This is a genomic window from Polaromonas sp. Polasp52 (assembly GCF_059491565.1).
Genome location: NZ_CP168513.1, coordinates 3,225,859 through 3,246,478, shown reverse-complemented (window position 1 = coordinate 3,246,478; position 20,620 = coordinate 3,225,859). Strand labels below are relative to the sequence as shown.

Here is a 20,620-nt window from a genome sequence, read left to right as displayed (position 1 = left end):
AAAGGCCAGCAGCCCATGAACGACAAGCTTTCTCCCCTGCTGGCCAAGCTCATGGGCCTGTTCCTGCTGGGCCTGATCCGCACGCTGACCGGCGCGCAGGCACGCTGGCAAGGCTGCCCGCCCAAGGCCGAGCAGCGCATCTATTTCGCCAACCACCAGAGCCATGCCGACCTGGTGCTGATGTGGGCGGCCCTGCCCGAAGAACTGCGCAGCATCACGCGGCCCATCGCGGCCAAGGACTACTGGACCAAAACTCCGTTCAAAAAGTGGATCACCACGGCGGTGTTCAACGCGATTTATGTGGACCGCGCCAAGACCGGCGACCAGGACCCGCTGGAGCCGCTGATCGAGGCGCTGACCCACGGCGACTCCATCATCCTGTTCCCGGAAGGCACGCGCGGCAACCACGAGGAGCCGCAAAAATTCAAGGCCGGCCTCTACAACCTGGCGCTCAAGTTCCCGGGCGTGGTGCTGGTGCCGGCCTGGATCAACAACGTGCAGCGCGTCATGCCCAAGGGCGAGGTCGTGCCGGTGCCCATCCTGTGCTCGGTCACCTTCGGCGCGCCGATTGCCCTGGGCGCCGGTGAGGACCGCGGCGAATTCCTGGCCCGCGCGCGCCAGGCGGTGATGGACCTGCGGGATTCCTGATGAATACCTTTCTGCGCAACCTCTCGCCCTCGCAGCAGGTCGGCCTGCTGTTCGTGCTGGTCTTCGGCATCCTGACCGCCATCAGCGTGGCCGCCTTCGTGATGTCGCTCAAGGACACGCACGAGGACGACCTGCACACCCAGAAGCTCAAGGAGTTCAACGGCGTCCTGCGCACTTCCTGGCTGATGTCCACGGTGTTCTGGATAGGCTGGACGCTGGGTGAAACCGTGGCCACCGTGCTGTTCGGGCTGGTCGCGTTTTTCGCGCTGCGCGAGTTCATCACGCTCTCGCCCACGCGCCAGGGCGACCACCGAAGCCTGGTGCTGGCCTTCTTCGTGGTGCTGCCGGTGCAGTTCGCGCTCGTGATCACGCGGCGCTTCGACCTGGTCACCGTGTTCATCCCCGTCTACGTCTTCCTGGCGATTCCGGTGGTCAGCGCGCTGGCCGACGACCCGCAGCGCTTCCTGGAGCGCAACGCCAAGCTGCAATGGGGCATCATGGTCTGCGTCTACGGCATCAGCCACGTGCCGGCCCTGATGCTGCTGAAATTTCCCAACTATGAAGGCAAGAACGCCTTCCTGGTGTTCTTCCTGGTGTTCGTGGTGCAAAGCTGCATGATCGTGGAGTACCTGGTCGGCCGCAGACTGCAGCGCCCGCCCAGCGCGCCCAATGTGAGCAAGAGCTTCAACTGGACCAGCTGGCTGATCGCCGTGGTGGCGGCCAGCCTGCTGGGCGGCCTGCTCGCGGGCCTCACGCCCTTCAAGCCCGCGCAGGCCGTGGCCATGGCCTTTATCGCCTGCGTATCGGGCTCGCTGGGCCACCTCGTGATGAAGGCCCTCAAGCGCGACCGCGGCATTCCCAACTGGGGCAAACGCGGCGTGGGCGTGACCGGGGCCAGCGGCCTGCTGGACCGGGTCGACGCGCTGTGCTTCGGCGCGCCCATCTTCTTCCATTCGGTCCGCTGGTATTTCGGCCTCTAGGCCGGGCAATTGCCATGCGCATCCTAGGCATAGACCCAGGCCTTCAGACCTCCGGCTTCGGCGTGGTCGACGTGGACGGCCCGCATCTTCGCTATGTGGCCAGCGGCACCATCAAGACCACGCACCTGGAGCGCGCCGACCTGCCTGGCCGGCTCAAGGTGCTGTTCGAGGGCGTGTGTGAGGTGGTGGAGCGCTACAAGCCCGACGCGGCCTCGGTTGAAATCATCTTTGTCAACGTCAACCCGCAAGCCACCCTGCTGCTGGGCCAGGCGCGCGGCGCCTGCATCACCGCGCTGGTCTCGCGCGAATTGTCGGTGGCCGAATACACCGCCTTGCAGCTCAAGAAGGCCGTGGCCGGCTACGGCAAGGCCGGCAAGGCCGAGGTGCAGGAAATGGTCATGCGCCTGCTCAAGCTGCCTTCGCTGCCCGGCAAGGATGCGGCCGATGCGCTGGGCCTGGCCATCACCCATGCCCACGTGGGCAGCGCCATGGCGCGGCTGGCCCAGGCCGGCGGCACGGGCGCGAAGATGACGGGGAATTACCGCGGCGGGCGCAGCCGCTGAGGGGCTACGCTACGCGATGCGCTCAAGCACCAGCACCGCGAAAAAACCGAAGGCGGCAATCAGCGTCCACTTGAGGATGATGAGGCCAAAGCGCTTGTAGCGCGCCTGCCCGGTGCCCGCGTAAAACATGAAGGCCACCACGGCGGCCAGCAAAAACAGCAGGATGAGCCAGCGGAACAGCAGCATGAGCGGCCCTTGGCAGTGCCGCGCCTACCAGGCGCGCGCCAGTGTGGCGAAACCCCGGGGCGCTTTTTTCTCGTCTTCAAAGGTGACGACTTCGTAGGCGTCCTTGTGCGCCAGCAGCTCGCGCAGCAGCTTGTTGTTCATCGCATGGCCGGAGCGAAACGCGCTGTAGGCGGCCAGCAGCGGCTTGCCCAGCAGGTAGAGGTCGCCCATGGCGTCGAGGATCTTGTGCTTCACGAACTCGTCGTTGTAGCGCAGGCCGTCGCTGTTGAGCACCTTGTAGTCGTCCATCACGATGGCGTTGTCCAGCCCGCCGCCCAGGGCCAGGCCGTTGGCGCGCATCATCTCCACGTCCTTGGTGAAACCGAAGGTGCGGGCCCGCGCGATATCGCGCGAGTAGGCGCCCGAGCCCATGTCGAACTCCACGCGCTGGCCGGTGGAGTCCACCGCCGGGTGGTCAAAATCAATTTCAAAGCTGAGCTTGTAGCCTTCATAAGGCGACAGGCGCGCCCACTTGGTGCTGGCGCCCTCGCCTTCGCGCACTTCCACAGGCTTGATCACACGGATAAAACGCTTGGGCGCGGCCTGCAGCTCGATGCCGGCCGACTGCAGCAAAAACACAAAGGACGAGGCCGAGCCGTCCAGGATGGGCACTTCCTCGGCCGTGATGTCGACGTAGAGGTTGTCAATGCCCAGGCCCGCGCAGGCCGACATCAAATGCTCCACCGTATGTACCTTGGCGCTGCCGCTGGAGATGGTGGACGCCAGCCGCGTGTCCGTCACCGATTGCGCCGAAATCGCGATGTCCACCGGCTGCGGCAGATCCACACGGCGAAACACAATGCCCGTATCCGGCGCAGCGGGGCGCAAGGTCAATTCCACCCGCTGCCCGCTGTGCAGGCCCACGCCCACGGCTTTGGTCAGTGATTTAAGGGTTCTTTGGGCAAGCATCCTGCTCATTTTAGTTGGCCTAAGGCCATTTCAAGGGTAGGGGATAGCAATGCCGGGCATAGGCACAGTGCATTGGCCACGGCTCAGTGACCTCAGCGAAGCGCGCCCGGCCCACTACCCAACGGCGATTAATCGAATGGAAGCAAGGAGAGCGAAGCATGCTCCTCCGGCTGCGATTAATGGGATGGAAAGCGTAGCGAGCAGCCCGAGGTTGAGGCGAGGAGCGGAACCGTACTCAGGTACGGTGAGCACCACAGCCTCAAGATCGGGTTGCGCAGTAGCTTTACACCCATTAATCGGCTTGTTTGCGGAGGAAGGCCGGGATCTCGAAGTCGTCCATGCCTCCCGAAGCAAGTGCATCCACCTTGGCCGCCGCCTGCGTCCGATTCGTACGCCACACGCTAGGCACAGCCATATTTCCGTAATCCGGCTGGGCCGCACCCGTGGCCATCTGCGGCGCGCCGGTAGCACCGGCCGCCGTGTTCAGCGTGGGCACGTTGAAAGGCACGTTGTCGGTGCCGGTGCGCAGCACCTGCAGCGGCGGCGCATGGCGGCGCATGCCCTGGCGCGACAGGCCCGTCGCGACCACGGTCACGCGGATCTCGTCGCCCAGCTCGTCGTCATAAGCCGTGCCGTAGATCACGTGCGCATCGGGCGAGGCGTAAGCGCGTATGGTGTTCATCGCGAGCTTGGATTCGCTCAGTTTGAGCGAGCCCTTGGCCGCCGAGATCAGCACCAGCACGCCCTTGGCGCCCGAGAGGTCTATGCCTTCCAGCAGCGGGCAGGCCACGGCCTGCTCGGCGGCGATGCGCGCACGGTCAGGGCCGTTGGCCTTGGCCGTGCCCATCATGGCCTTGCCGGGCTCACCCATCACGGTGCGCACGTCCTCGAAGTCGACGTTCACATGGCCGGGCACATTGATGATTTCGGCAATGCCGCCCACGGCGTTTTTGAGCACGTCGTTGGCATGCGCGAAAGCCTCGTCCTGCGTCACGTCGTCGCCCAGCACTTCGAGCAGCTTCTCATTGAGCACCACGATCAGCGAGTCGACGTTGGCCTCGAGCTCGGCCAGGCCCAGGTCGGCATTCGTCATGCGGCGGCCGCCTTCGAACTCGAAAGGCTTGGTCACCACGCCGACCGTCAGGATGCCCATCTCCTTGGCGATGCGCGCGATCACCGGCGCGGCACCGGTGCCCGTGCCGCCGCCCATGCCGGCGGTGATGAACAGCATGTGCGCACCGTCGATCGCGCTGCGGATGTCGTCCGCCGCCACTTCGGCCGCGTCGCGGCCCTTGTCGGGCTTGCTGCCCGCGCCCAGGCCGCTGCTGCCCAGCTGGATGGTCTTGTGCGCGCTGCCGCGGCTGAGCGCCTGCGCGTCCGTGTTGGCGCAGATGAATTCGACGCCTTGCACGCCGCATTCGATCATGTGCCCGACGGCATTGCCGCCGCCGCCGCCCACACCGATCACCTTGATCTGTGTGCCCTGGTTGAATTCTTCGATTTCAATCATTTCGATGCTCATTGGGAGCCTCCTAATCAATAAACTGCAGTTGCCAATAATTGGAAATTTGTATTTATGGTTGACACGGCTGTCTCACGCAGGGGGGTCCGCCCCGCCCGAATGCATGCAACGCGAGGGCCTGCCGATAAAAGTGGAATAGGTTTTCATGGTCAGAAGTTCCCCACAAACCAGTCTTTGACGCGGCCGAAGGCGTTGTGCACGCTGCCCGCCTTTTGCGACACCTTGTAGCCCCGCATGCGGGCCAGCCGGGCCTCTTCGAGCAGGCCCATGACGGTGGAGGCCCGCGCCTGCGCCACCATGTCCGACAGCGCGCTGGAGTAGCGCGGTATGCCGCGACGCACCGGCTTGAGGAAAATGTCCTCGCCGAGCTCCACCATGCCGGGCATGACGGCGCTGCCGCCGGTGATGACGATGCCGGAAGACAGCACCTCTTCATAGCCCGACTCGCGTATCACCTGCTGGACCAGCGAGAAAATCTCCTCGATGCGCGGCTCGATGACGCCGGCCAGCGCCTGCTTGCTCAGCATGCGCGGGCCGCGGTCGCCCAGGCCCGGGACTTCCACCTGGGTGTCCGGGTCGGCCAGCAGCTGTTTGGCGTAGCCGCTTTCCACCTTGATGTCCTCGGCGTCCTTGGTGGGCGTGCGCAGCGCCATGGCGATGTCGCTCGTGATCAGGTCGCCGGCGATCGGGATCACCGCGGTGTGCCGGATGGCGCCGCCGGTGAAAATCGCGACGTCGGTGGTGCCCGCGCCTATGTCGACCAGCGCCACGCCGAGCTCCTGCTCATCCTGCGTGAGCACCGCCAGGCTGGAGGCCAGCGGGTTGAGCATCAGCTGGTCCACTTCCAGGCCGCAGCGCCGCACACACTTGATGATGTTCTCGGCCGCGCTCTGCGCGCCGGTCACGATGTGCACCTTGGCCTCCAGGCGTATGCCGCTCATGCCTATGGGTTCGCGCACGTCCTGGCCGTCGATGACGAACTCCTGCGGCTCGACCAGCAGCAGGCGCTGGTCGGTCGAGATGTTGATGGCCTTGGCCGTCTCGATCACGCGCGCCACGTCGGCCTGGGTGACTTCCTTGTCCTTGACCGCCACCATACCGCTGGAGTTGATGCCGCGTATGTGGCTGCCGGTGATGCCGGTATAGACACGGGCGATCTTGCAGTCGGCCATCAGCTCGGCCTCCTTCAAGGCCTGCTGGATGCTCTGCACCGTGGCGTCGATGTTGACCACCACGCCGCGCTTCAAGCCGTTGCTGGACGCGATGCCCAGGCCCGCGAGTTTGAGCTCGCCGCCCGGCATGACCTCGGCCACCACGGCCATGACCTTGCTGGTGCCGATGTCCAGCCCAACCACCAGATCCTTGTATTCCTTGGCCATATGTTTACCTTTTTTTCTTTCCGTCTTCTTTGTCGGCGGGGTTGCCCGTGGTCACCCCCCTGAGCCTGATCGCATAACCGTTGGCGTAACGCAGGTCGGCGGACTCCAGGTCCCTTCCGTAGCGCGACGACACCTGCGTCACCGTGGCGATAAAGCGGCGCGTGCGCGCCTCGATTTCCGGCAGCGAGCCGTGGCCGAGTTCGATCACGGCGCCGCTGTCGAGCTGCGCACGCCAGCCGCCCTGGCCGCTGAGCTGCAGTTGCTCCAGCGTGGCGTCCGTCTCGTCGAACAAGGGCCCCAGCGTCTGGTAGGCCTGCAGCACCAAGGGCGCCTGTCCGGGCGGGCCGTTGAGCAACGGCAGGTCTTCCGACTCCACGTCGCCCTGGTTGGCTTCGAACACCTCGCCAAAATTGTTGACCAGCCGCGCGTCACCTTCGGCGCCCCAGAAGGCCACCGGCTTGTGTTCCTGCAGCACCACCTTGAGGCGATTCGGGAATTCGCGCTGCACCAGCGCCCGCCGTACCCAGGGCACGGACTCGAACACCGCGCGCGTGGCGGCCAGGTCCACCGTGAAGAAATTGCCGGCCAGCCGCGGCGCCACGTTGGCGCGCAGCGTGACCGCGTTGTTGTGCATCAGATCGCCCTGCACACGGATCGCGCTCAGGCTGAACAGCGACTGGCGCAGCACCCAGGCGACGCCCAGCGCCACGACCATGGCGGCAAACGCCAGGCCCAGGACCACCGAGAAGGTGTTCATGAGCTTGACGTCCAGCGGCATGGCGGTGGGCATAGGCGTTCTGCGCTTCAAGTGGCGCCTCCCCCCTGTTTCTGGTGGTCCAGCGTGGCGGTCTTGAGCACCTCGACGCACAGGTCTTCGTAAGAAATGCCGGCCGCGCGCGCGGACATGGGCACCAGCGAGTGGCCGGTCATGCCGGGCGAGGTGTTGATCTCCAGCAGGTAGGGCTTGCGCGTGGCCTTGTCTATCATCACGTCGGCACGCGCCCAGCCGCGGCAATTGAGGATGCGGAAAGCATCCAGCACCAGCTGCTGGATGACGGCCTCTTCACCCTCGGGAAGCCCGCAGGGCACCAGGTACTGCGTGGTGTCGGTGAAATACTTGTTCTGGTAGTCGTAGTTGCCGTCCGGCGCGACGATGCGTATCACCGGCAGCGCATGCGCGCCGGCGCCGGTGCCCAGCACCGGGCAGGTCACTTCGTCGCCGCTGATGAACTGCTCGCACAGCACGTCGGCATCGAGTTTTTCGGCCTGGGCCACGGCCTCGGCCATGCCTTCGCGGCGGGTGACCTTGGTCAGGCCTATCGAAGAACCCTCGCGCGCGGGTTTGACGATGAGCGGCAGCCCCAGCGCATCGGGCACGGCGGCGATATCGGCCGCGCCGTAAGCGCCGCGGCGCAGCAGACGGTACTGGGGCGTCGGCAAGCCTTCGGAAATCATCACGCGCTTGGTCATGACCTTGTCGATGGCCATGCTGGAGGCCATGACGCCCGAGCCGGTGTAGGGAATGCCCAGCAGTTCCAGCGCGCCCTGTACCGTGCCGTCTTCGCCGAAGCGGCCGTGCAGGGCGATGAAGCAGCGTTCAAAGCCTTCTTTTTTGAGCTCGGCGAGGTCGCGCTCCGCCGGATCGAAGGCATGGGCGTCCACGCCGCGCGAGCGCAGCGCCTTGAGCACGCCGCTGCCCGACATCAGCGAGACCTCGCGTTCGGCCGACTGGCCGCCCATGAGGACGGCGACCTTGCCAAAATTGGGAGAGTTCTGTTTCATGCCCGCGTTCCTTCCAGCATCTCGGCCACCCTGGCGGGCACCTGGCCTATGGAGCCGGCGCCCATGCACATCACCACGTCGCCGCCCAGGGCGTTGTCCACAATCGCCTGCGGCATGGCTTCGATCTCGTCCACAAAGACGGGCTCGACCTTGCCGGCTACGCGCAGCGCGCGCGCCAGCGAACGGCCGTCGGCCGCGACGATGGGCGGCTCGCCGGCGGCATACACCTCGGACAGCAGCACGGCGTCGGCCTGGCCTATGACCTTGACGAAATCCTCAAAGCAGTCGCGCGTGCGCGTGTAGCGGTGCGGCTGGAAGGCCAGCACCAGGCGGCGGCCCGGAAAGGCGCCGCGCGCGGCGGCCAGCGTCGCGGCCATTTCCACCGGGTGGTGGCCGTAGTCCTCGATCACGGTGAACTGCCCGCCGCCTTTGGCCGGCATGTCGCCGTAGCTCTGGAAGCGCCGGCCCACGCCGCGGAAATCCGCCAGCGCTTTTTGCACCGCCGCGTCGGGCACATTGAGCTCGACCGCGATGGCAATCGCCGACAGCGCGTTGAGCACGTTGTGTTCGCCCGCCAGATTGAGCACCACCTCCAGGTCGGGCAGGGTGACGCCGTTGCGCCGCTGCGCCGTGAAATGCATTTGCGCGCCCACGGGCCGCACGTTGACGGCGCGCACCTGCGCGTCCTCGCCGAAGCCGTAGCTGGTGATGGGGCAGGAGACCTGCGGCACGATGTCGCGCACGGCGGGGTCGTCGGTGCACAGGATGGCCGTGCCGTAAAACGGCATGCGGTGCAGGAAGTCGACAAAAGCCTTTTTGAGGTTGCCGAAGTCGTGGCCGTAGGTCTCCATGTGGTCGGCGTCGATGTTGGTGACGACGGCCATTACCGGCAGCAGATTCAGGAAGGAGGCGTCGGACTCGTCGGCCTCGACCACGATGTAGTCGCCCGAGCCGAGCTTGGCGTTGGCGCCCGCGCTGTTCAGGCGCCCGCCGATCACAAAGGTCGGGTCCAGGCCGCCTTCGGCCAGCACGCTGGCCACCAGGCTGGTGGTGGTGGTCTTGCCGTGCGTGCCCGCGATGGCGATGCCTTGCTTCAGGCGCATCAGCTCGGCCAGCATCAGCGCGCGCGGCACCACGGGAATGCGTTTTTCACGTGCCGCCAGCACCTCGGGGTTGTCGGGCTGCACCGCGGTGGAGGTCACCACCGCGTCGACCATGGCGAGGTTGCCCGCCGCATGGCCGACAAAAGTCTTGATGCCGAGTTTTGCCAGGCGCTGCAAGGTGGCGCTGTCCGACAGGTCGGAACCGGAGATGGCGTAACCGAGGTTGTGCAGCACCTCGGCAATACCGGACATGCCGGCGCCGCCCAGGCCGATGAAATGGATGTTCTTGATAGCGTGTTTCATTTCGCCAGTTCCTCGCAGGCAGCCACCATACGGGCGGTGGCTTCGGTTTTTTGCATGGTCTTGGCCTGAAGGGCGCGTTCCAGAAGGGTGTAGCGCCCAGTGGTTTTGAGGATGTTCGCCAGCTTCTCCGGCGTGAGTTCACGCTGCTGGATCAGCCAGCCGCCGCCCTGGTCCACCAGGAACTTCGCATTGGCGGTCTGGTGGTCGTCCACGGCGGCCGAGAAAGGCACAAAGATCGCGGCCGCGCCCACGGCCGCGATCTCGGTCACCGTGCTGGCGCCGGCGCGGCAGATGATGAGGTCGGCATCGGCAAAAGCCTGCGCGGTGTCTTCAATAAAGGGCGTGAGTTCGGCCTGCACGCCGGCGGCCGCGTAATTGGCGCGCAACTCGTCGATCTGCTGGGCGCCGCTCTGGTGCGTGACCTGCGGGCGCTCACCGGCGGGAATCAGCGCCAGTGCCTTGGGCACGAGTTCATTGAGGCCGCGCGCGCCCAGGCTGCCGCCCACCACCAGCAGCTTGAGCGGGCCGCCCCGGTCGGTGAAACGCTGGACCGGGCCGGGCTGGCGCGTGAAGGCCGGCCGCAGCGGGTTGCCTATCCATTCGCCCTTGCGGAACACATTCGGGAAAGCCGTGAAGACGCGGTCGGCCACGCCGGCCAGCACCTTGTTGACCATGCCGGCGACCGAGTTCTGCTCATGCAGCACCAGCGGCTTGCCCAGCAGCACGCTCATCATGCCGGCCGGAAAACTGATGTAGCCGCCCAGGCCCACCACCACGTCGGGCTTGACGCGGCGCACCACCTGTATGCTTTGCCAGAAGGCCTTGAGCAGGCGCAGCGGCAGCAACACCAGCGTCGCCGGCCCTTTGCCGCGCACGCCGGAAAAATCGATGTGCTCGAACGCGAAGCCGCGCGGCGGCACCAGCTGGCTCTCCATGCTGGGCCGGCTTGCGCTGCCCAGGCCGCCCAGCCAGTGCACGCGCCAGCCGCGATCGCGCAGGGCCTCGGCCACAGCCAGGCCCGGGAAGATGTGGCCGCCGGTTCCGCCGGCCATCACAAGAGCGCAGTGTTGCTTGCTCATGCGCGGCCTCCCCTCATGAGGGTGCGATTCTCGTAGTCAATCCTCAGCACCACCGCCAGCGCCACCAGGTTCATCAAAATGGCCGAACCGCCGTAACTCATCAAGGGCAGCGTGAGGCCCTTGGTCGGCAAGGCGCCCAGGTTCACGCCGATGTTGATAAAGGTCTGGAAACCCATCCAGATGCCCACGCCCTGCGCCACCAGGCCGGCGAAGAGGCGATCCAGCGCGATCGACTGGCGGCCTATGTGCATGATGCGGCGCGTCATCCACATGAAGAGGCCTATCACCGCCAGCACGCCGAGCAGGCCGAACTCCTCGCCGATGACGGCCATCAGGAAGTCGGTGTGCGCCTCGGGCAGCCAGTGCAGCTTTTCAATGCTGCCGCCCAGGCCCACGCCGAAGATCTCGCCGCGGCCGAAGGCGATCAGCGAGTGGGAGAGCTGGTAACCCTTGCCCATGGAATATTTATCACTCCAGGGATCGAGGTAGGCAAAAATCCGCTCGCGCCGCCATTCGCTGAGCATCACCATCAGGCTGAAAGCCACCACCACCACGGCCGCGATGACAAAAAACATGCGTGCATTGACGCCGCCCAGGAACAGGATGCCCATGGCAATGACGGAGATCACCATGAAGGCGCCCATGTCGGGCTCGGCCAGCAGCAGCAGGCCGACGATGGCGATGGCAATCGCCATGGGCATGACGGCGCGGAAGAAGCGCTCCTTGACTTCCATCTTGCGCACCATGTAGTCGGCCGCATAAAGCAGCACCGCGAACTTCGCGAGTTCCGAGGGCTGGAAATTCATGATGCCCAGCGAGATCCAGCGGCGGGCGCCGTTGACGCCCTTGCCGATGAAGGGCACCAGCACCAGGATCAGCAGCAGCAGGGAGACCACGAACAGCCAGGGCGCGAGCTTCTCCCAGGTCGCCAGCGGCACCTGGAAGGCGAGCACGGCGGCGATGAAGGCAACGACCAGCGACAGCATATGGCGCACCACAAAATGGGTGTGGGCATACCGCGCGAACTTGGGGTTGTCGGGCATGGCCACGGAGGCCGAATACACCATGACCAGGCCCCACATCAGCAGGGCCACCGTGACCCAGAGCAACGCCTGGTCAAAGCCGGCCATGCGCACGGGCGGCGCCGCCAGCGTGCGCGACAGGCTCTGCCCGCCCAGGCGCACCGGCAGCACGTCGGCCGCGGCCTTGCCGAAGCCGGAGAACCAGCCCGAAAACCGGCCGGAAAGGCGCGCGGCAGCCGTCACAGCACCTCCCCCTGGTCGCGGGCCAGCGCCTGCACCGCATCGCAAAAGACGCGCGCGCGGTGCTCGTAGTTGTCAAACATGTCGAAGCTGGCGCAGGCCGGCGACATCAGCACGGCGTCGCCGGTCTGGGCCTGCTGCGCCGCCAGGGTGACGGCCTCCTCCATCGACGCGGCATCGAACGTCGGGATGTTGCGCGGCAGGACGTCCTTGATCAGGGGCGCGTCGCGCCCTATCAGCACCACGGCGCGCACATGGCGCTGCACCGGGTCGGCCAGCGGCGAGAAATCCTGCCCCTTGCCTTCGCCGCCCAGGATAAGCACCAGCTTGCGTTCCAGGCCCAGCCCCGTGAGCGCCGCCACGGTGGCGCCCACATTGGTGCCCTTGCTGTCGTCGAAGTACTCGACATCCTTGACCACGGCCACCGACTCCACGCGATGCGGCTCGCCGCGGTATTCGCGCAAGCCGTGCAGCATGGGCGCCAGGGTGCAGCTCGCGGCCACGGCCAGGCCCAGTGCCGCCAGGGCGTTGGTGGCGTTGTGCCGCCCGCGTATGCGCAGGGCCTCGATGGGCATCAGGCGCTGCACGTGCAGCTCCACCTCTTCGTCCTTGCGACGCTTGATGGTTTCGTCGGCTTCGGCGGCACGTACCAGCCAGGTCATGCCGTTGACGGTCTCAATGCCGTAGTCGCCGGGGCGTTGCGGCTCGCCCGCGCCGAAGGTGGCATGGGGGCGTAGCTGCGGCGCTTTCAGGCGCACCTTGACGGGCGGCGGCAGCATGGCCATCACGCGCGGGTCGTCACGGTTGAGCAGCATGAAGGTGCTGTTGCCGAACACCTTGGCCTTGGCCGCGACGTAAGCATCCATGTCGCCGTGCCAGTCGAGGTGGTCCTGCGTGATATTGAGCACCACGGCGGCCGTGGGCTCGAAGCCCTGCACGTCGGCCAGCTGGAAACTGGACAGCTCCAGCACCCAGACCTGCGGCAGGGTTTGCGCATCCATGTGGGCCGACAGCGTGTCCAGCAGCGTCGGGCCTATATTGCCCGCCACGGCCACGGTCTTGCCGGCGCGCTGCACCAGCTGGCCCAGCAGCGAGGTCACGGTGGTCTTGCCGTTGGTGCCGGTGATGGCCAGCACCGCCGGCCGGTAACCCGGCTCGGGCTCAACCTGGGCCAATGCCAGCAGGGCGGGCAGCGCCGATTCTTCGCCGGCTTCATCGGGAGCCGGAACGGCATCCGCGGCAAGCGCCATGCTGGCTTCATGCGTGTCGCCCGAAACCTCGGCTGCCAGGGCGGCCTCGCCTTCAGGCTCATCCGCTACATCAGGAGCCTCAACCGGCGGGGCGCTTTCGCCAACCGCCTCGGCCGCTTCGGGCATGGCAGCCACATCGGCTGCATCAGGCGAGGGAGCCTCGGCTGGCACCTCGGGGGATGCAGGCGATTCGGCGGGCGATTCGGCCGCTTCGGCGGCCGACGGCTCGCGCAAATCCGCCAAGGCCCGCGCGAACAAATCCAGCTCGCCGCCCACGGGCAGGCCCATGGCGCGCGCGGCATCGGCCACGGGGGCGATGGTCGCGGGCGCCAGCCCGGGCGAGCGGTAGACGGCGCGCACGGCCGTGCCCTGCACGAGTTCCGGCGTAAAGGCGCCGCCGACAAAAGCGACGCCCGGCAATTCCTCGCGCAGCGTGGCCAGCAAGGGCGGCGCTTCGCGCGTGTCGGCGACCGTCACATGCGCCCCATGGCGGGCGCACCAGCGCGCCATGGCCAGGCCGGACGCGCCCAGCCCCAGGATCAATACGGTTTGGTCTTGTAAATGCCGCATGCCTGTTTACCTGAGCTTCAAGGTGGAAAGGCCTATGAGGCACAGCAGCATGGTGATGATCCAGAAACGGACCACCACCTGGGTTTCTTTCCAGCCGCTTTTCTCGAAGTGATGGTGCAGCGGCGCCATCTTGAGGATGCGCCGGCCTTCGCCGTAGCGCTTCTTGGTGTACTTGAACCAGGTCACCTGCATCATCACGGAGAGCGCCTCCACGACGAAGATGCCGCCCATGATGGCCAGCACGATTTCCTGGCGCACGATGACGGCGATGGTGCCCAGCGCGGCGCCCAGGGCCAGCGCGCCCACGTCGCCCATGAAGACCTGGGCCGGGTGCGTGTTGAACCACAGGAAGGCCAGGCCGGCGCCCGCCATGGCCGAGCAGAAGATCAGCAGTTCGCCGGAGCCGGGGATGTGCGGGAAGAACAGGTATTTGGAATAAACCGAGCTGCCGGTGACATAGGCGAACACACCCAGCGCCGAGCCCACCATGACCACCGGCATGATGGCCAGGCCGTCCAGGCCGTCGGTCAGGTTGACGGCATTGCTGGAGCCCACGATCACCAGGTAGGTCAGGATCACAAAACCGAAAACGCCCAGCGGATAGCTGATTTCCTTGACAAAGGGCACCAGCAGGCCGGCCTTGGGGGGCAGGTTCACGTCAAAGCCCGACTGCACCCAGCTGAAGAACAGTTCGAGCACGCGCAGGTTGGAGCTCTCGGAAATGCTGAACACCAGGTACAGCGCAGCGACCAGGCCGATCAGGGACTGCCACAGGTATTTCTCGCGCGAGCGCATGCCTTCCGGGTCCTTGAGCACGACCTTGCGCCAGTCGTCCGCCCAGCCGATGGCGCCAAAACCCAGCGTGACGATGAGCACGATCCAGACAAAGCGGTTGGACAGGTCGAACCACAACAATGTGGAAATGCCTATGGCCAGCAGGATCAGCACACCGCCCATGGTGGGCGTGCCGCTTTTGCTCAGATGCGTCTGCATGGCGTACTGGCGTATGGGCTGGCCGATCTTGAGCGAAATCAGGCGCCGGATCACAAAGGGACCGGCGAGCAGGCCTATCAGCAGCGCCGTGAGCGCGGCCATGACGGCGCGGAAGGTCAGGTACTGGAACACCCGGAAGAACCCGAACTCGGGCGAAATCGACTGAAGCCATTGGGCCAGGCTAAGCAGCATGGGGCCCTCCCTTGTTTTGGTAATGTGTTTGATCTGCGTGGGCCGTGATGGCCTGGACCACACGCTCCATCTTCATGAAGCGCGAGCCCTTGACCAGCACGCTGCCGGTGTGGGGCAACTCAGCCAGCACGGCGGCGGCGAGTTCATCCATGCCGGCAAAAACCTGCGCGCCGCCGAAAGCGGCCGCGGCCTGCTTCGACTGCTCGCCCAGGGTGAAGAGTTTTTCAATGCCCAGCGCGCGCGCATGGCGCCCGGCTTCGTCGTGGAACTGCGGCCCCTGGTCGCCGACCTCGCCCATGTCGCCCATCACCATCAGGCGCGGGCCGGGCAGCTCGGCCAGGACTTCCAGCGCAGCGTGCATGGAATCGGGATTGGCGTTATAGCTGTCGTCGACCAGCGTCAGCACCCGGCCCGGCAGGGCCACGGCAATCGCGCGCGAGCGGCCCTTGACCGGCACAAAGGCCGAGAGCCCCGCGCAGATGGCGGCCAGCGGCACACCGGCCGCCAGTGCGCAGGCCGTGGCGGCCAGCGCGTTCTTGACGTTGTGCCGGCCGGCGATGTGCAGCGAAAATTCCGCCGCACCGGCCGGCGTGGCGGCGGCCACCTTCCAGCAGCCGTTTTCCCATTGCGCGCTGCCGGTGACGTCGGCCGGGCCCGAGAGCGCGAAGCTCAGCACCTTGCGCTGGCCCACGAGTTCGCGCCACAGCGGGGTGTAATCGTCGTCCGCCGGGAAGACCGCCGTGCCGGCCGCATCCAGCGACTGGAACACCGAGCCGTTTTCTCGCGCCACCGCTTCCACCGTGGCCATGAATTCCAGGTGTTCGCGCTGCGCGTTGTTGACCAGCGCGACGGTGGGCTTGCTGAGTTCGGCCAGGTAGGCGATCTCGCCGGGGTGGTTCATGCCGAGCTCGACCACGCCCGCCTCGTGCGCGGCGGTCAGGCGCAGCAGCGTGAGCGGCACGCCGATGTCGTTGTTGAGGTTGCCTTCGGTAGCGAAGGCCTTGTCGGCTTTCCAGGCACGCAGGATGGCCGCGATCATTTGCGTGACGGTGGTCTTGCCGTTGCTGCCGGTGACCGCCACCAGCGGCAGGCGGAACTGCGAGCGCCAGCCGGCCGCCAGTTGCCCCAGCGCCAGGCGCGTGTCGGCCACTTCAAGCCCGGGCAAGCCGGCCTGCGCCAGCCCATGGTGGGCGACGGCCGCGACAGCGCCTTGCGCCTTGGCCTGGGCGAGGAAGTCATGCGCGTCAAAACGTTCGCCCTTGAGCGCCACAAACAGGTCGCCGGCCTGCAGGCTGCGCGTATCGGTGTTGACGCGCAAGGCCTGCACGCCGGCATCGCCCACCAGCCGGGCACCGGGCAGCCAATCCAGGGCTTGCTGCAGGCGCATCATGGCCGGCCCCCTTGCGGCGCCGCGGCCAGGGCATCGAGTGCCGCCTGCGCATGTTCGCGGTCGGAGAATGGCAGCTTGGCGCCGCCGATTTCCTGGAAACTTTCGTGGCCTTTGCCCGCCAGCAGCACCACGTCGTCGGGACCGGCCAGGCTCAAGGCGTGCTTGATGGCTGCCGCCCGGTCGGCCTGCACATGCACGGCGTCGCGGTGGCTCAGGCCCAGCAGCACCTGGCAGATGATGGCCAGCGGGTTCTCGCTGCGCGGGTTGTCACTGGTGACCACCACCTGGTCGGCATTTTTTTCGGCCACGGCCGCCATCAGCGGGCGCTTGGTGGCATCGCGGTCGCCGCCGCAGCCGAACACGCACCAGAGCTGGCCGCCGCGGCGCACCGCCGCCGGCCGCAGCGCCAGCAGCACTTTCTCGAGCGCGTCGGGCGTGTGGGCGTAATCGATGACCACCAGCGGCCGGCCTGGTACGGCCAGGGTCTCGGTGCGGCCGGGCACCGGCAGCAGGTCGGTGCAGGCCTTCACCGCGTCGGCCAGCGGCACCCCCATGGCGCGCAAGGCACCCAGCACGCCCAGCAGGTTGGACACGTTGTACTGGCCCACCAGCCGCGTGGCCAGCATATAACTTTCGGCGCCCTCGGCCACTTCAAAGCTCAGGCCGTCGCTGCCGTGCGTTATCTTGCGCGCCTGCAGGCGGGCCGGCTCCGTGCAGGAGACGGTCCAGATATCCAGGCCGCTGCCGGCCAGGGAATCCTTGAGTTCATCGCCCTTGGCGTCGTCGATGTTGATGACCGCCGCCTTCAGGCCGGGCCAGCCGAACAGCGCGGCCTTGGCCTCCCAATAGGCCTCCATGGAGGCGTGGTAGTCGAGGTGGTCCTGCGTGAAATTGGTGAAGATGGCGACCTCGATGGCGGTCGCGTCCAGGCGGTGCTCGACCACGCCTATGGAGGAGGCTTCGAGCGCGCAGGCGACAAAACCCTGGTCGGCGAAACGCCGCAATTCCTGCTGCAGCAGCACCGGGTCGGGCGTGGTCAGGCCGTTGGAAACCATGGCGCCGGGCTCGCCCGTGCCCAGCGTGCCGATCAGGCCGCATTTGCGCCCCAGGCGGCCCTGGGCCTGCGCCAACCACCAGGCGGTGGAGGTCTTGCCGTTGGTGCCGGTGACGGCGCAAATGCGCAGCTGGCGGCTGGGCTCATTGAAATAAGCCGCGGCGATGGGACCGGTGGCGGCCTTGAGGCCGGCATATTCCGCGACCTTGGCGTCCTGGAAGCCGTAGGCCGCTGCGCCCTCCTGCTCGACCAGGCAGGCAGCGGCGCCCGCTTCCAGCGCGGCGCCCACGAATTTTCGCCCGTCGGTGGCGGCGCCGGGCCAGGCGATAAAACCGTCGCCCCGGGCCAGCTTGCGGCTGTCCGTGCGCAGGCTGCCGCTCACGCGCTCGCGCAGCCAGCCGGCGGCCTGCTCAGGGGTGTGGAGCTGCGTGCTCAAAACGACTCCTCCACGGCCTGGGTGGTGATTTGCGGCTTGACGCTCATGTCGGGCTGCACGCCCATCATGCGCAGGGTCTGCTGCACGACCTCGCTGAAAACAGGCGCGGCGGCCACGCCGCCGAAGTAGTTGCCGTCGCTGGGCTCGTCGATCATCACGCCGACGATGATGCGCGGGGCCTCTATGGGCGCCATGCCGGTGAACCAGGCGCGGTATTTGTTGGTGGCATAACCTTTGCCGACTTGCTTGTGCGCGGTTCCCGACTTGCCGCCCACCGAATAGCCCACGGTTTGCGCCAGCGGGCCGGTGCCGCCGGGGGCGGCGGCCATCTGCAGCATGCGGCGAACGGCATGCGCATTCGCCGCGGAAAACACCTGCACGCCCACCGCGGGCTCGCTGCTCTTGAGCATGGTGACGGGAATGATCTGGCCGTCGTGCGCGAACGCGGTGTAAGAGTGCGCCATCTGGAACAGCGAGGCCGACAGCCCGTAGCCGTAGGCCATGGTCGCCTGCTCGACAGGACGCCAGGTTTTCCAGGGCCGCACACGCCCCGTGACCGCGCCGGGGAACTGGATCTGCGGTTTTTGTCCGTAACCCAGCGCCATATAGGTTTCCCACATTTCCTGCGGGCTCATCTTCTGGGCGATCTTCAGCGCCCCGACGTTGCTGGATTTCTGGATGACGCCCTCCACCGTCAGCGTCCCGTAGTTGTGGGTGTCGCTGATGGTGAAGCCGCCCAGGTTGTAGCGGCCGGGACCGGTTTCGATGATGGTTTGCGGCTTGATGCGCCCGGCTTCCAGCGCCATGGCCACCGTGATCGGTTTCATCGTGGAGCCGGGTTCGAAGGTGTCGGTGAGGGCCCGGTTGCGCAATTGCTCGCCGGTCAGGTTTTTCCGCCTGTCGGGCACGTAACTGGGATAGTTCACCAGCGCCAGCACCTCGCCGGTGGTGGAGTCCAGCACCACGACACTGCCGGCCTTGGCCTTGCGCGCGATGACCGCGTCGCGCAGCTTCTGGTAGGCGAAGAACTGCACCTTGCTGTCTATGCTGAGCTGGATGTCCTTGCCTTCGACGGGAGGCATCTGCTCGCCGACGTCCTCCACGACACGGCCCAGGCGGTCCTTGATCACGCGGCGCGAACCGGCCTTGCCCGCCAGGTCCTTGTTGAAGGCCAGCTCAATGCCTTCCTGGCCGCGGTCCTCGACGTTGGTAAAGCCCACCACGTGGGCCGTGGTTTCACCTTCGGGATACTGGCGCTTGTATTCCTTGCGCTGGTAAATGCCCTTGATGCCGATGGCGTGGATTTTTTGCGCCACCGGTTCGTCGACCTGGCGCTTGAGCCAGACAAAGGTCTTGTCCTCGTCGCCCAGCTTCTTGTTGACGTCCGCCAGCGGCATTTCCAGCAGCGTGGCGAGCTCGGCAAGCTGCGCCTTGCTGGCCTGGACGTCTTCGGGAATGGCCCAGATGCTGGAGGCCGGCACGCTGGACGCGAGGATCAGGCCGTTGCGGTCCAGGATGCGGCCGCGGTTGGCGGGCAGCTCCAGCGTGCGGGCAAAACGCACCTCACCCTGTTTCTGGAAGAACTCATTGCCGAAAATCTGGATGTAGGCCGCCCGGCCGGCCAGCCCGGCAAAGGCCAGCGCGATGCCGGCCACGATGAACTTGCTGCGCCAGACCGGTGTCTTGCTGGCCAGCAGGGGGCTGGACGAATAAAGCACGCTGCGGCTCATGGCTTGGTGCCTTCCGCTGCGGAGGCCGCCACGGCCGCAGCGGCCGGGGCGTCCTTGTAGGTCACGTACTGGGTGATGGCCGGCGTCACCGTGCGCATCTGCAGGCGCTCCTTGGCCAGCTTCTCGACCTTCAGGGGCGTGGCCTGGGCGCGCTTTTCCACCTGCAGGCGTTCGTTGTCCATTTCGATTTTCCGCGCCTCGGCCGTCGCCTTTTCAAGCTCGACATACAGGCGGCGCGACTCGTACTGGGTGCGCACGAGATACAGCGCGCTGGCCAGCACGGCAAGGAGCAGCACGAGGTTCAGCCTGGCCATGACTGTGCTCCGGCTTTCATGCGGCCACCTCGGTGCGTTCGGCAACGCGCATCACCGCGCTGCGCGAACGCGGGTTGCCTTCCACCTCTTGCTCGCTGGGCTTGGTGCGGCCCAGGGCCTTGAGCTGCATGGCCTTGGGTTCGGCGAAAGGCGCGCGGCGGTCGAACACCTCGCGCGAATGCGCGGCGATGAACTGTTTGACGATGCGGTCTTCGAGCGAATGAAAACTGATCACCACCAGACGGCCTCCCGGTCGGAGAACTTTCAGCGACGCGGCTAGCGCCTGTTGCAGCTCTTCAAGCTCGGCGTTGATGAAAATCCGAAGAGCCTGAAATGTGCGCGTTGCAGGGTCCTTGCCCGGCTCGCGGGTTTTGACCGCGCCAGCCACGACTTCGGCCAGCTCAGCGGTGGTTCGAAGAGGGCCCCGTTCCTGTCGGCGACGATCAATCGCCTTTGCAATCTGTTGAGCAAACCGTTCTTCGCCATATTCACGAATCACCTCCGCCATGGTTTCTATGGATGCATCCGCCAGCCACTCGGCCACGCTCTGGCCACGCGTGGTGTCCATGCGCATGTCCAGCGGCCCCTCCTGCCGAAACGAAAATCCGCGCTCCGGGTTGTCGATCTGCGGCGAGCTCACGCCCAGGTCCATCAGCACGCCGTCCGCGCTGGCGGCGGGCAACTGGCCCAGTTGCATGAAACCCTCGTGGCGGATGGAAAAGCGCGGGTCGGTGATGGTCTGCGCCTCGGCGATGGCGTCGAGGTCTTTGTCGAAGGCGGTGAGCCGCCCTTGGGGCGAGAGTTGCGACAGCAACAGCCGTGAATGGCCGCCGCGCCCGAAGGTCGCGTCGACGTAGTGGCCGTCCGGGTTGACAAGAAGCGCCGCTATGGCTTCGTTCAACAGGACGGTACGGTGTATCCATGTGCCGTTCACCG

General features: G+C 66.3%; 19 protein-coding genes. 3 read left to right on the top strand and 16 right to left on the bottom strand.

Annotated features, from left to right (window positions below):
• Nucleotides 1-15 precede the first annotated feature (15 nt).
• From ACEN9P_RS15155 to ruvC, 3 genes are read left to right on the top strand one after another with little or no spacing between them, the layout of a single operon-like run.
• Entirely contained in the window at nucleotides 16-648 is a 633-nt protein-coding gene (locus ACEN9P_RS15155; protein WP_477712431.1) for a lysophospholipid acyltransferase family protein, read from the top strand.
• On the top strand, nucleotides 648-1,628 hold the full coding sequence (locus tag ACEN9P_RS15150) for a phosphatidate cytidylyltransferase (RefSeq protein ID WP_477661432.1): 981 nt from the start codon (nucleotides 648-650) through the stop codon (nucleotides 1,626-1,628). The genes ACEN9P_RS15155 and ACEN9P_RS15150 overlap by 1 nt, the downstream gene beginning before the upstream one ends.
• A gap of 14 nt (nucleotides 1,629-1,642) precedes the next feature.
• Nucleotides 1,643-2,191, top strand: coding sequence for a crossover junction endodeoxyribonuclease RuvC (gene ruvC, locus ACEN9P_RS15145; RefSeq protein WP_477661433.1), 549 nt, complete (start codon nucleotides 1,643-1,645; stop codon nucleotides 2,189-2,191).
• 9 nt (nucleotides 2,192-2,200) lie between these two features.
• Here ruvC and ACEN9P_RS15140 read toward each other — a convergent pair whose 3' ends face one another.
• The 16 genes from ACEN9P_RS15140 to rsmH form a co-directional block, all read right to left on the bottom strand.
• Nucleotides 2,201-2,377: a hypothetical protein gene (locus ACEN9P_RS15140; RefSeq protein ID WP_007864810.1), complete on the bottom strand. Its 177-nt coding sequence runs from the start codon at nucleotides 2,375-2,377 to the stop codon at nucleotides 2,201-2,203.
• A 24-nt stretch (nucleotides 2,378-2,401) separates the two neighbouring features.
• Nucleotides 2,402-3,325, bottom strand: a complete 924-nt coding sequence (lpxC, locus tag ACEN9P_RS15135; RefSeq protein WP_007864807.1) for a UDP-3-O-acyl-N-acetylglucosamine deacetylase — start codon at nucleotides 3,323-3,325, stop codon at nucleotides 2,402-2,404.
• A gap of 292 nt (nucleotides 3,326-3,617) precedes the next feature.
• Nucleotides 3,618-4,847, bottom strand: a complete 1,230-nt coding sequence (gene ftsZ, locus ACEN9P_RS15130) for a cell division protein FtsZ (RefSeq protein ID WP_477661434.1) — start codon at nucleotides 4,845-4,847, stop codon at nucleotides 3,618-3,620.
• A gap of 149 nt (nucleotides 4,848-4,996) precedes the next feature.
• The gene (gene ftsA, locus ACEN9P_RS15125) at nucleotides 4,997-6,226 is read right to left on the bottom strand and encodes a cell division protein FtsA (RefSeq protein ID WP_007864797.1); all 1,230 of its coding nucleotides are present in this window, start codon (nucleotides 6,224-6,226) and stop codon (nucleotides 4,997-4,999) included.
• Nucleotides 6,227-6,230: 4 nt separating this feature from the next.
• Nucleotides 6,231-7,016 (bottom strand): cell division protein FtsQ/DivIB, encoded by a 786-nt coding sequence (locus ACEN9P_RS15120; RefSeq protein WP_477661435.1) that lies wholly within the window; start codon nucleotides 7,014-7,016, stop codon nucleotides 6,231-6,233.
• 14 nt (nucleotides 7,017-7,030) lie between these two features.
• Nucleotides 7,031-8,008: a D-alanine--D-alanine ligase gene (locus ACEN9P_RS15115; RefSeq protein WP_477661436.1), complete on the bottom strand. Its 978-nt coding sequence runs from the start codon at nucleotides 8,006-8,008 to the stop codon at nucleotides 7,031-7,033.
• Nucleotides 8,005-9,414 carry a UDP-N-acetylmuramate--L-alanine ligase gene (murC, locus tag ACEN9P_RS15110; RefSeq protein WP_477661437.1) on the bottom strand — a complete coding sequence of 470 codons (1,410 nt, stop codon included), beginning with the start codon at nucleotides 9,412-9,414 and terminating at the stop codon, nucleotides 8,005-8,007. Before murC ends, ACEN9P_RS15115 begins: the two co-directional genes overlap by 4 nt.
• Entirely contained in the window at nucleotides 9,411-10,493 is a 1,083-nt protein-coding gene (murG, locus tag ACEN9P_RS15105; RefSeq protein WP_495619708.1) for an undecaprenyldiphospho-muramoylpentapeptide beta-N-acetylglucosaminyltransferase, read from the bottom strand. The genes murC and murG overlap by 4 nt, the downstream gene beginning before the upstream one ends.
• Nucleotides 10,490-11,758 carry a putative lipid II flippase FtsW gene (ftsW, locus tag ACEN9P_RS15100; protein ID WP_074576195.1) on the bottom strand — a complete coding sequence of 423 codons (1,269 nt, stop codon included), beginning with the start codon at nucleotides 11,756-11,758 and terminating at the stop codon, nucleotides 10,490-10,492. The genes murG and ftsW overlap by 4 nt, the downstream gene beginning before the upstream one ends.
• On the bottom strand, nucleotides 11,755-13,575 hold the full coding sequence (gene murD, locus ACEN9P_RS15095; RefSeq protein WP_495619707.1) for a UDP-N-acetylmuramoyl-L-alanine--D-glutamate ligase: 1,821 nt from the start codon (nucleotides 13,573-13,575) through the stop codon (nucleotides 11,755-11,757). The genes ftsW and murD overlap by 4 nt, the downstream gene beginning before the upstream one ends.
• Before the next feature lie 6 nt (nucleotides 13,576-13,581).
• Nucleotides 13,582-14,760 carry a phospho-N-acetylmuramoyl-pentapeptide-transferase gene (gene mraY, locus ACEN9P_RS15090; RefSeq protein WP_074576190.1) on the bottom strand — a complete coding sequence of 393 codons (1,179 nt, stop codon included), beginning with the start codon at nucleotides 14,758-14,760 and terminating at the stop codon, nucleotides 13,582-13,584.
• Entirely contained in the window at nucleotides 14,750-16,150 is a 1,401-nt protein-coding gene (locus ACEN9P_RS15085) for a UDP-N-acetylmuramoyl-tripeptide--D-alanyl-D-alanine ligase (protein WP_495619706.1), read from the bottom strand. Before ACEN9P_RS15085 ends, mraY begins: the two co-directional genes overlap by 11 nt.
• The gene (locus tag ACEN9P_RS15080) at nucleotides 16,147-17,640 is read right to left on the bottom strand and encodes a UDP-N-acetylmuramoyl-L-alanyl-D-glutamate--2,6-diaminopimelate ligase (RefSeq protein ID WP_495619705.1); all 1,494 of its coding nucleotides are present in this window, start codon (nucleotides 17,638-17,640) and stop codon (nucleotides 16,147-16,149) included. Before ACEN9P_RS15080 ends, ACEN9P_RS15085 begins: the two co-directional genes overlap by 4 nt.
• Nucleotides 17,637-19,370 carry a peptidoglycan D,D-transpeptidase FtsI family protein gene (locus tag ACEN9P_RS15075; protein WP_477661442.1) on the bottom strand — a complete coding sequence of 578 codons (1,734 nt, stop codon included), beginning with the start codon at nucleotides 19,368-19,370 and terminating at the stop codon, nucleotides 17,637-17,639. Before ACEN9P_RS15075 ends, ACEN9P_RS15080 begins: the two co-directional genes overlap by 4 nt.
• On the bottom strand, nucleotides 19,367-19,684 hold the full coding sequence (ftsL, locus tag ACEN9P_RS15070; protein WP_477661443.1) for a cell division protein FtsL: 318 nt from the start codon (nucleotides 19,682-19,684) through the stop codon (nucleotides 19,367-19,369). Before ftsL ends, ACEN9P_RS15075 begins: the two co-directional genes overlap by 4 nt.
• A 16-nt stretch (nucleotides 19,685-19,700) precedes the next feature.
• Nucleotides 19,701-20,618: a 16S rRNA (cytosine(1402)-N(4))-methyltransferase RsmH gene (gene rsmH, locus ACEN9P_RS15065; RefSeq protein WP_477661444.1), complete on the bottom strand. Its 918-nt coding sequence runs from the start codon at nucleotides 20,616-20,618 to the stop codon at nucleotides 19,701-19,703.
• Between the last annotated feature and the right edge of the window lie 2 nt (nucleotides 20,619-20,620).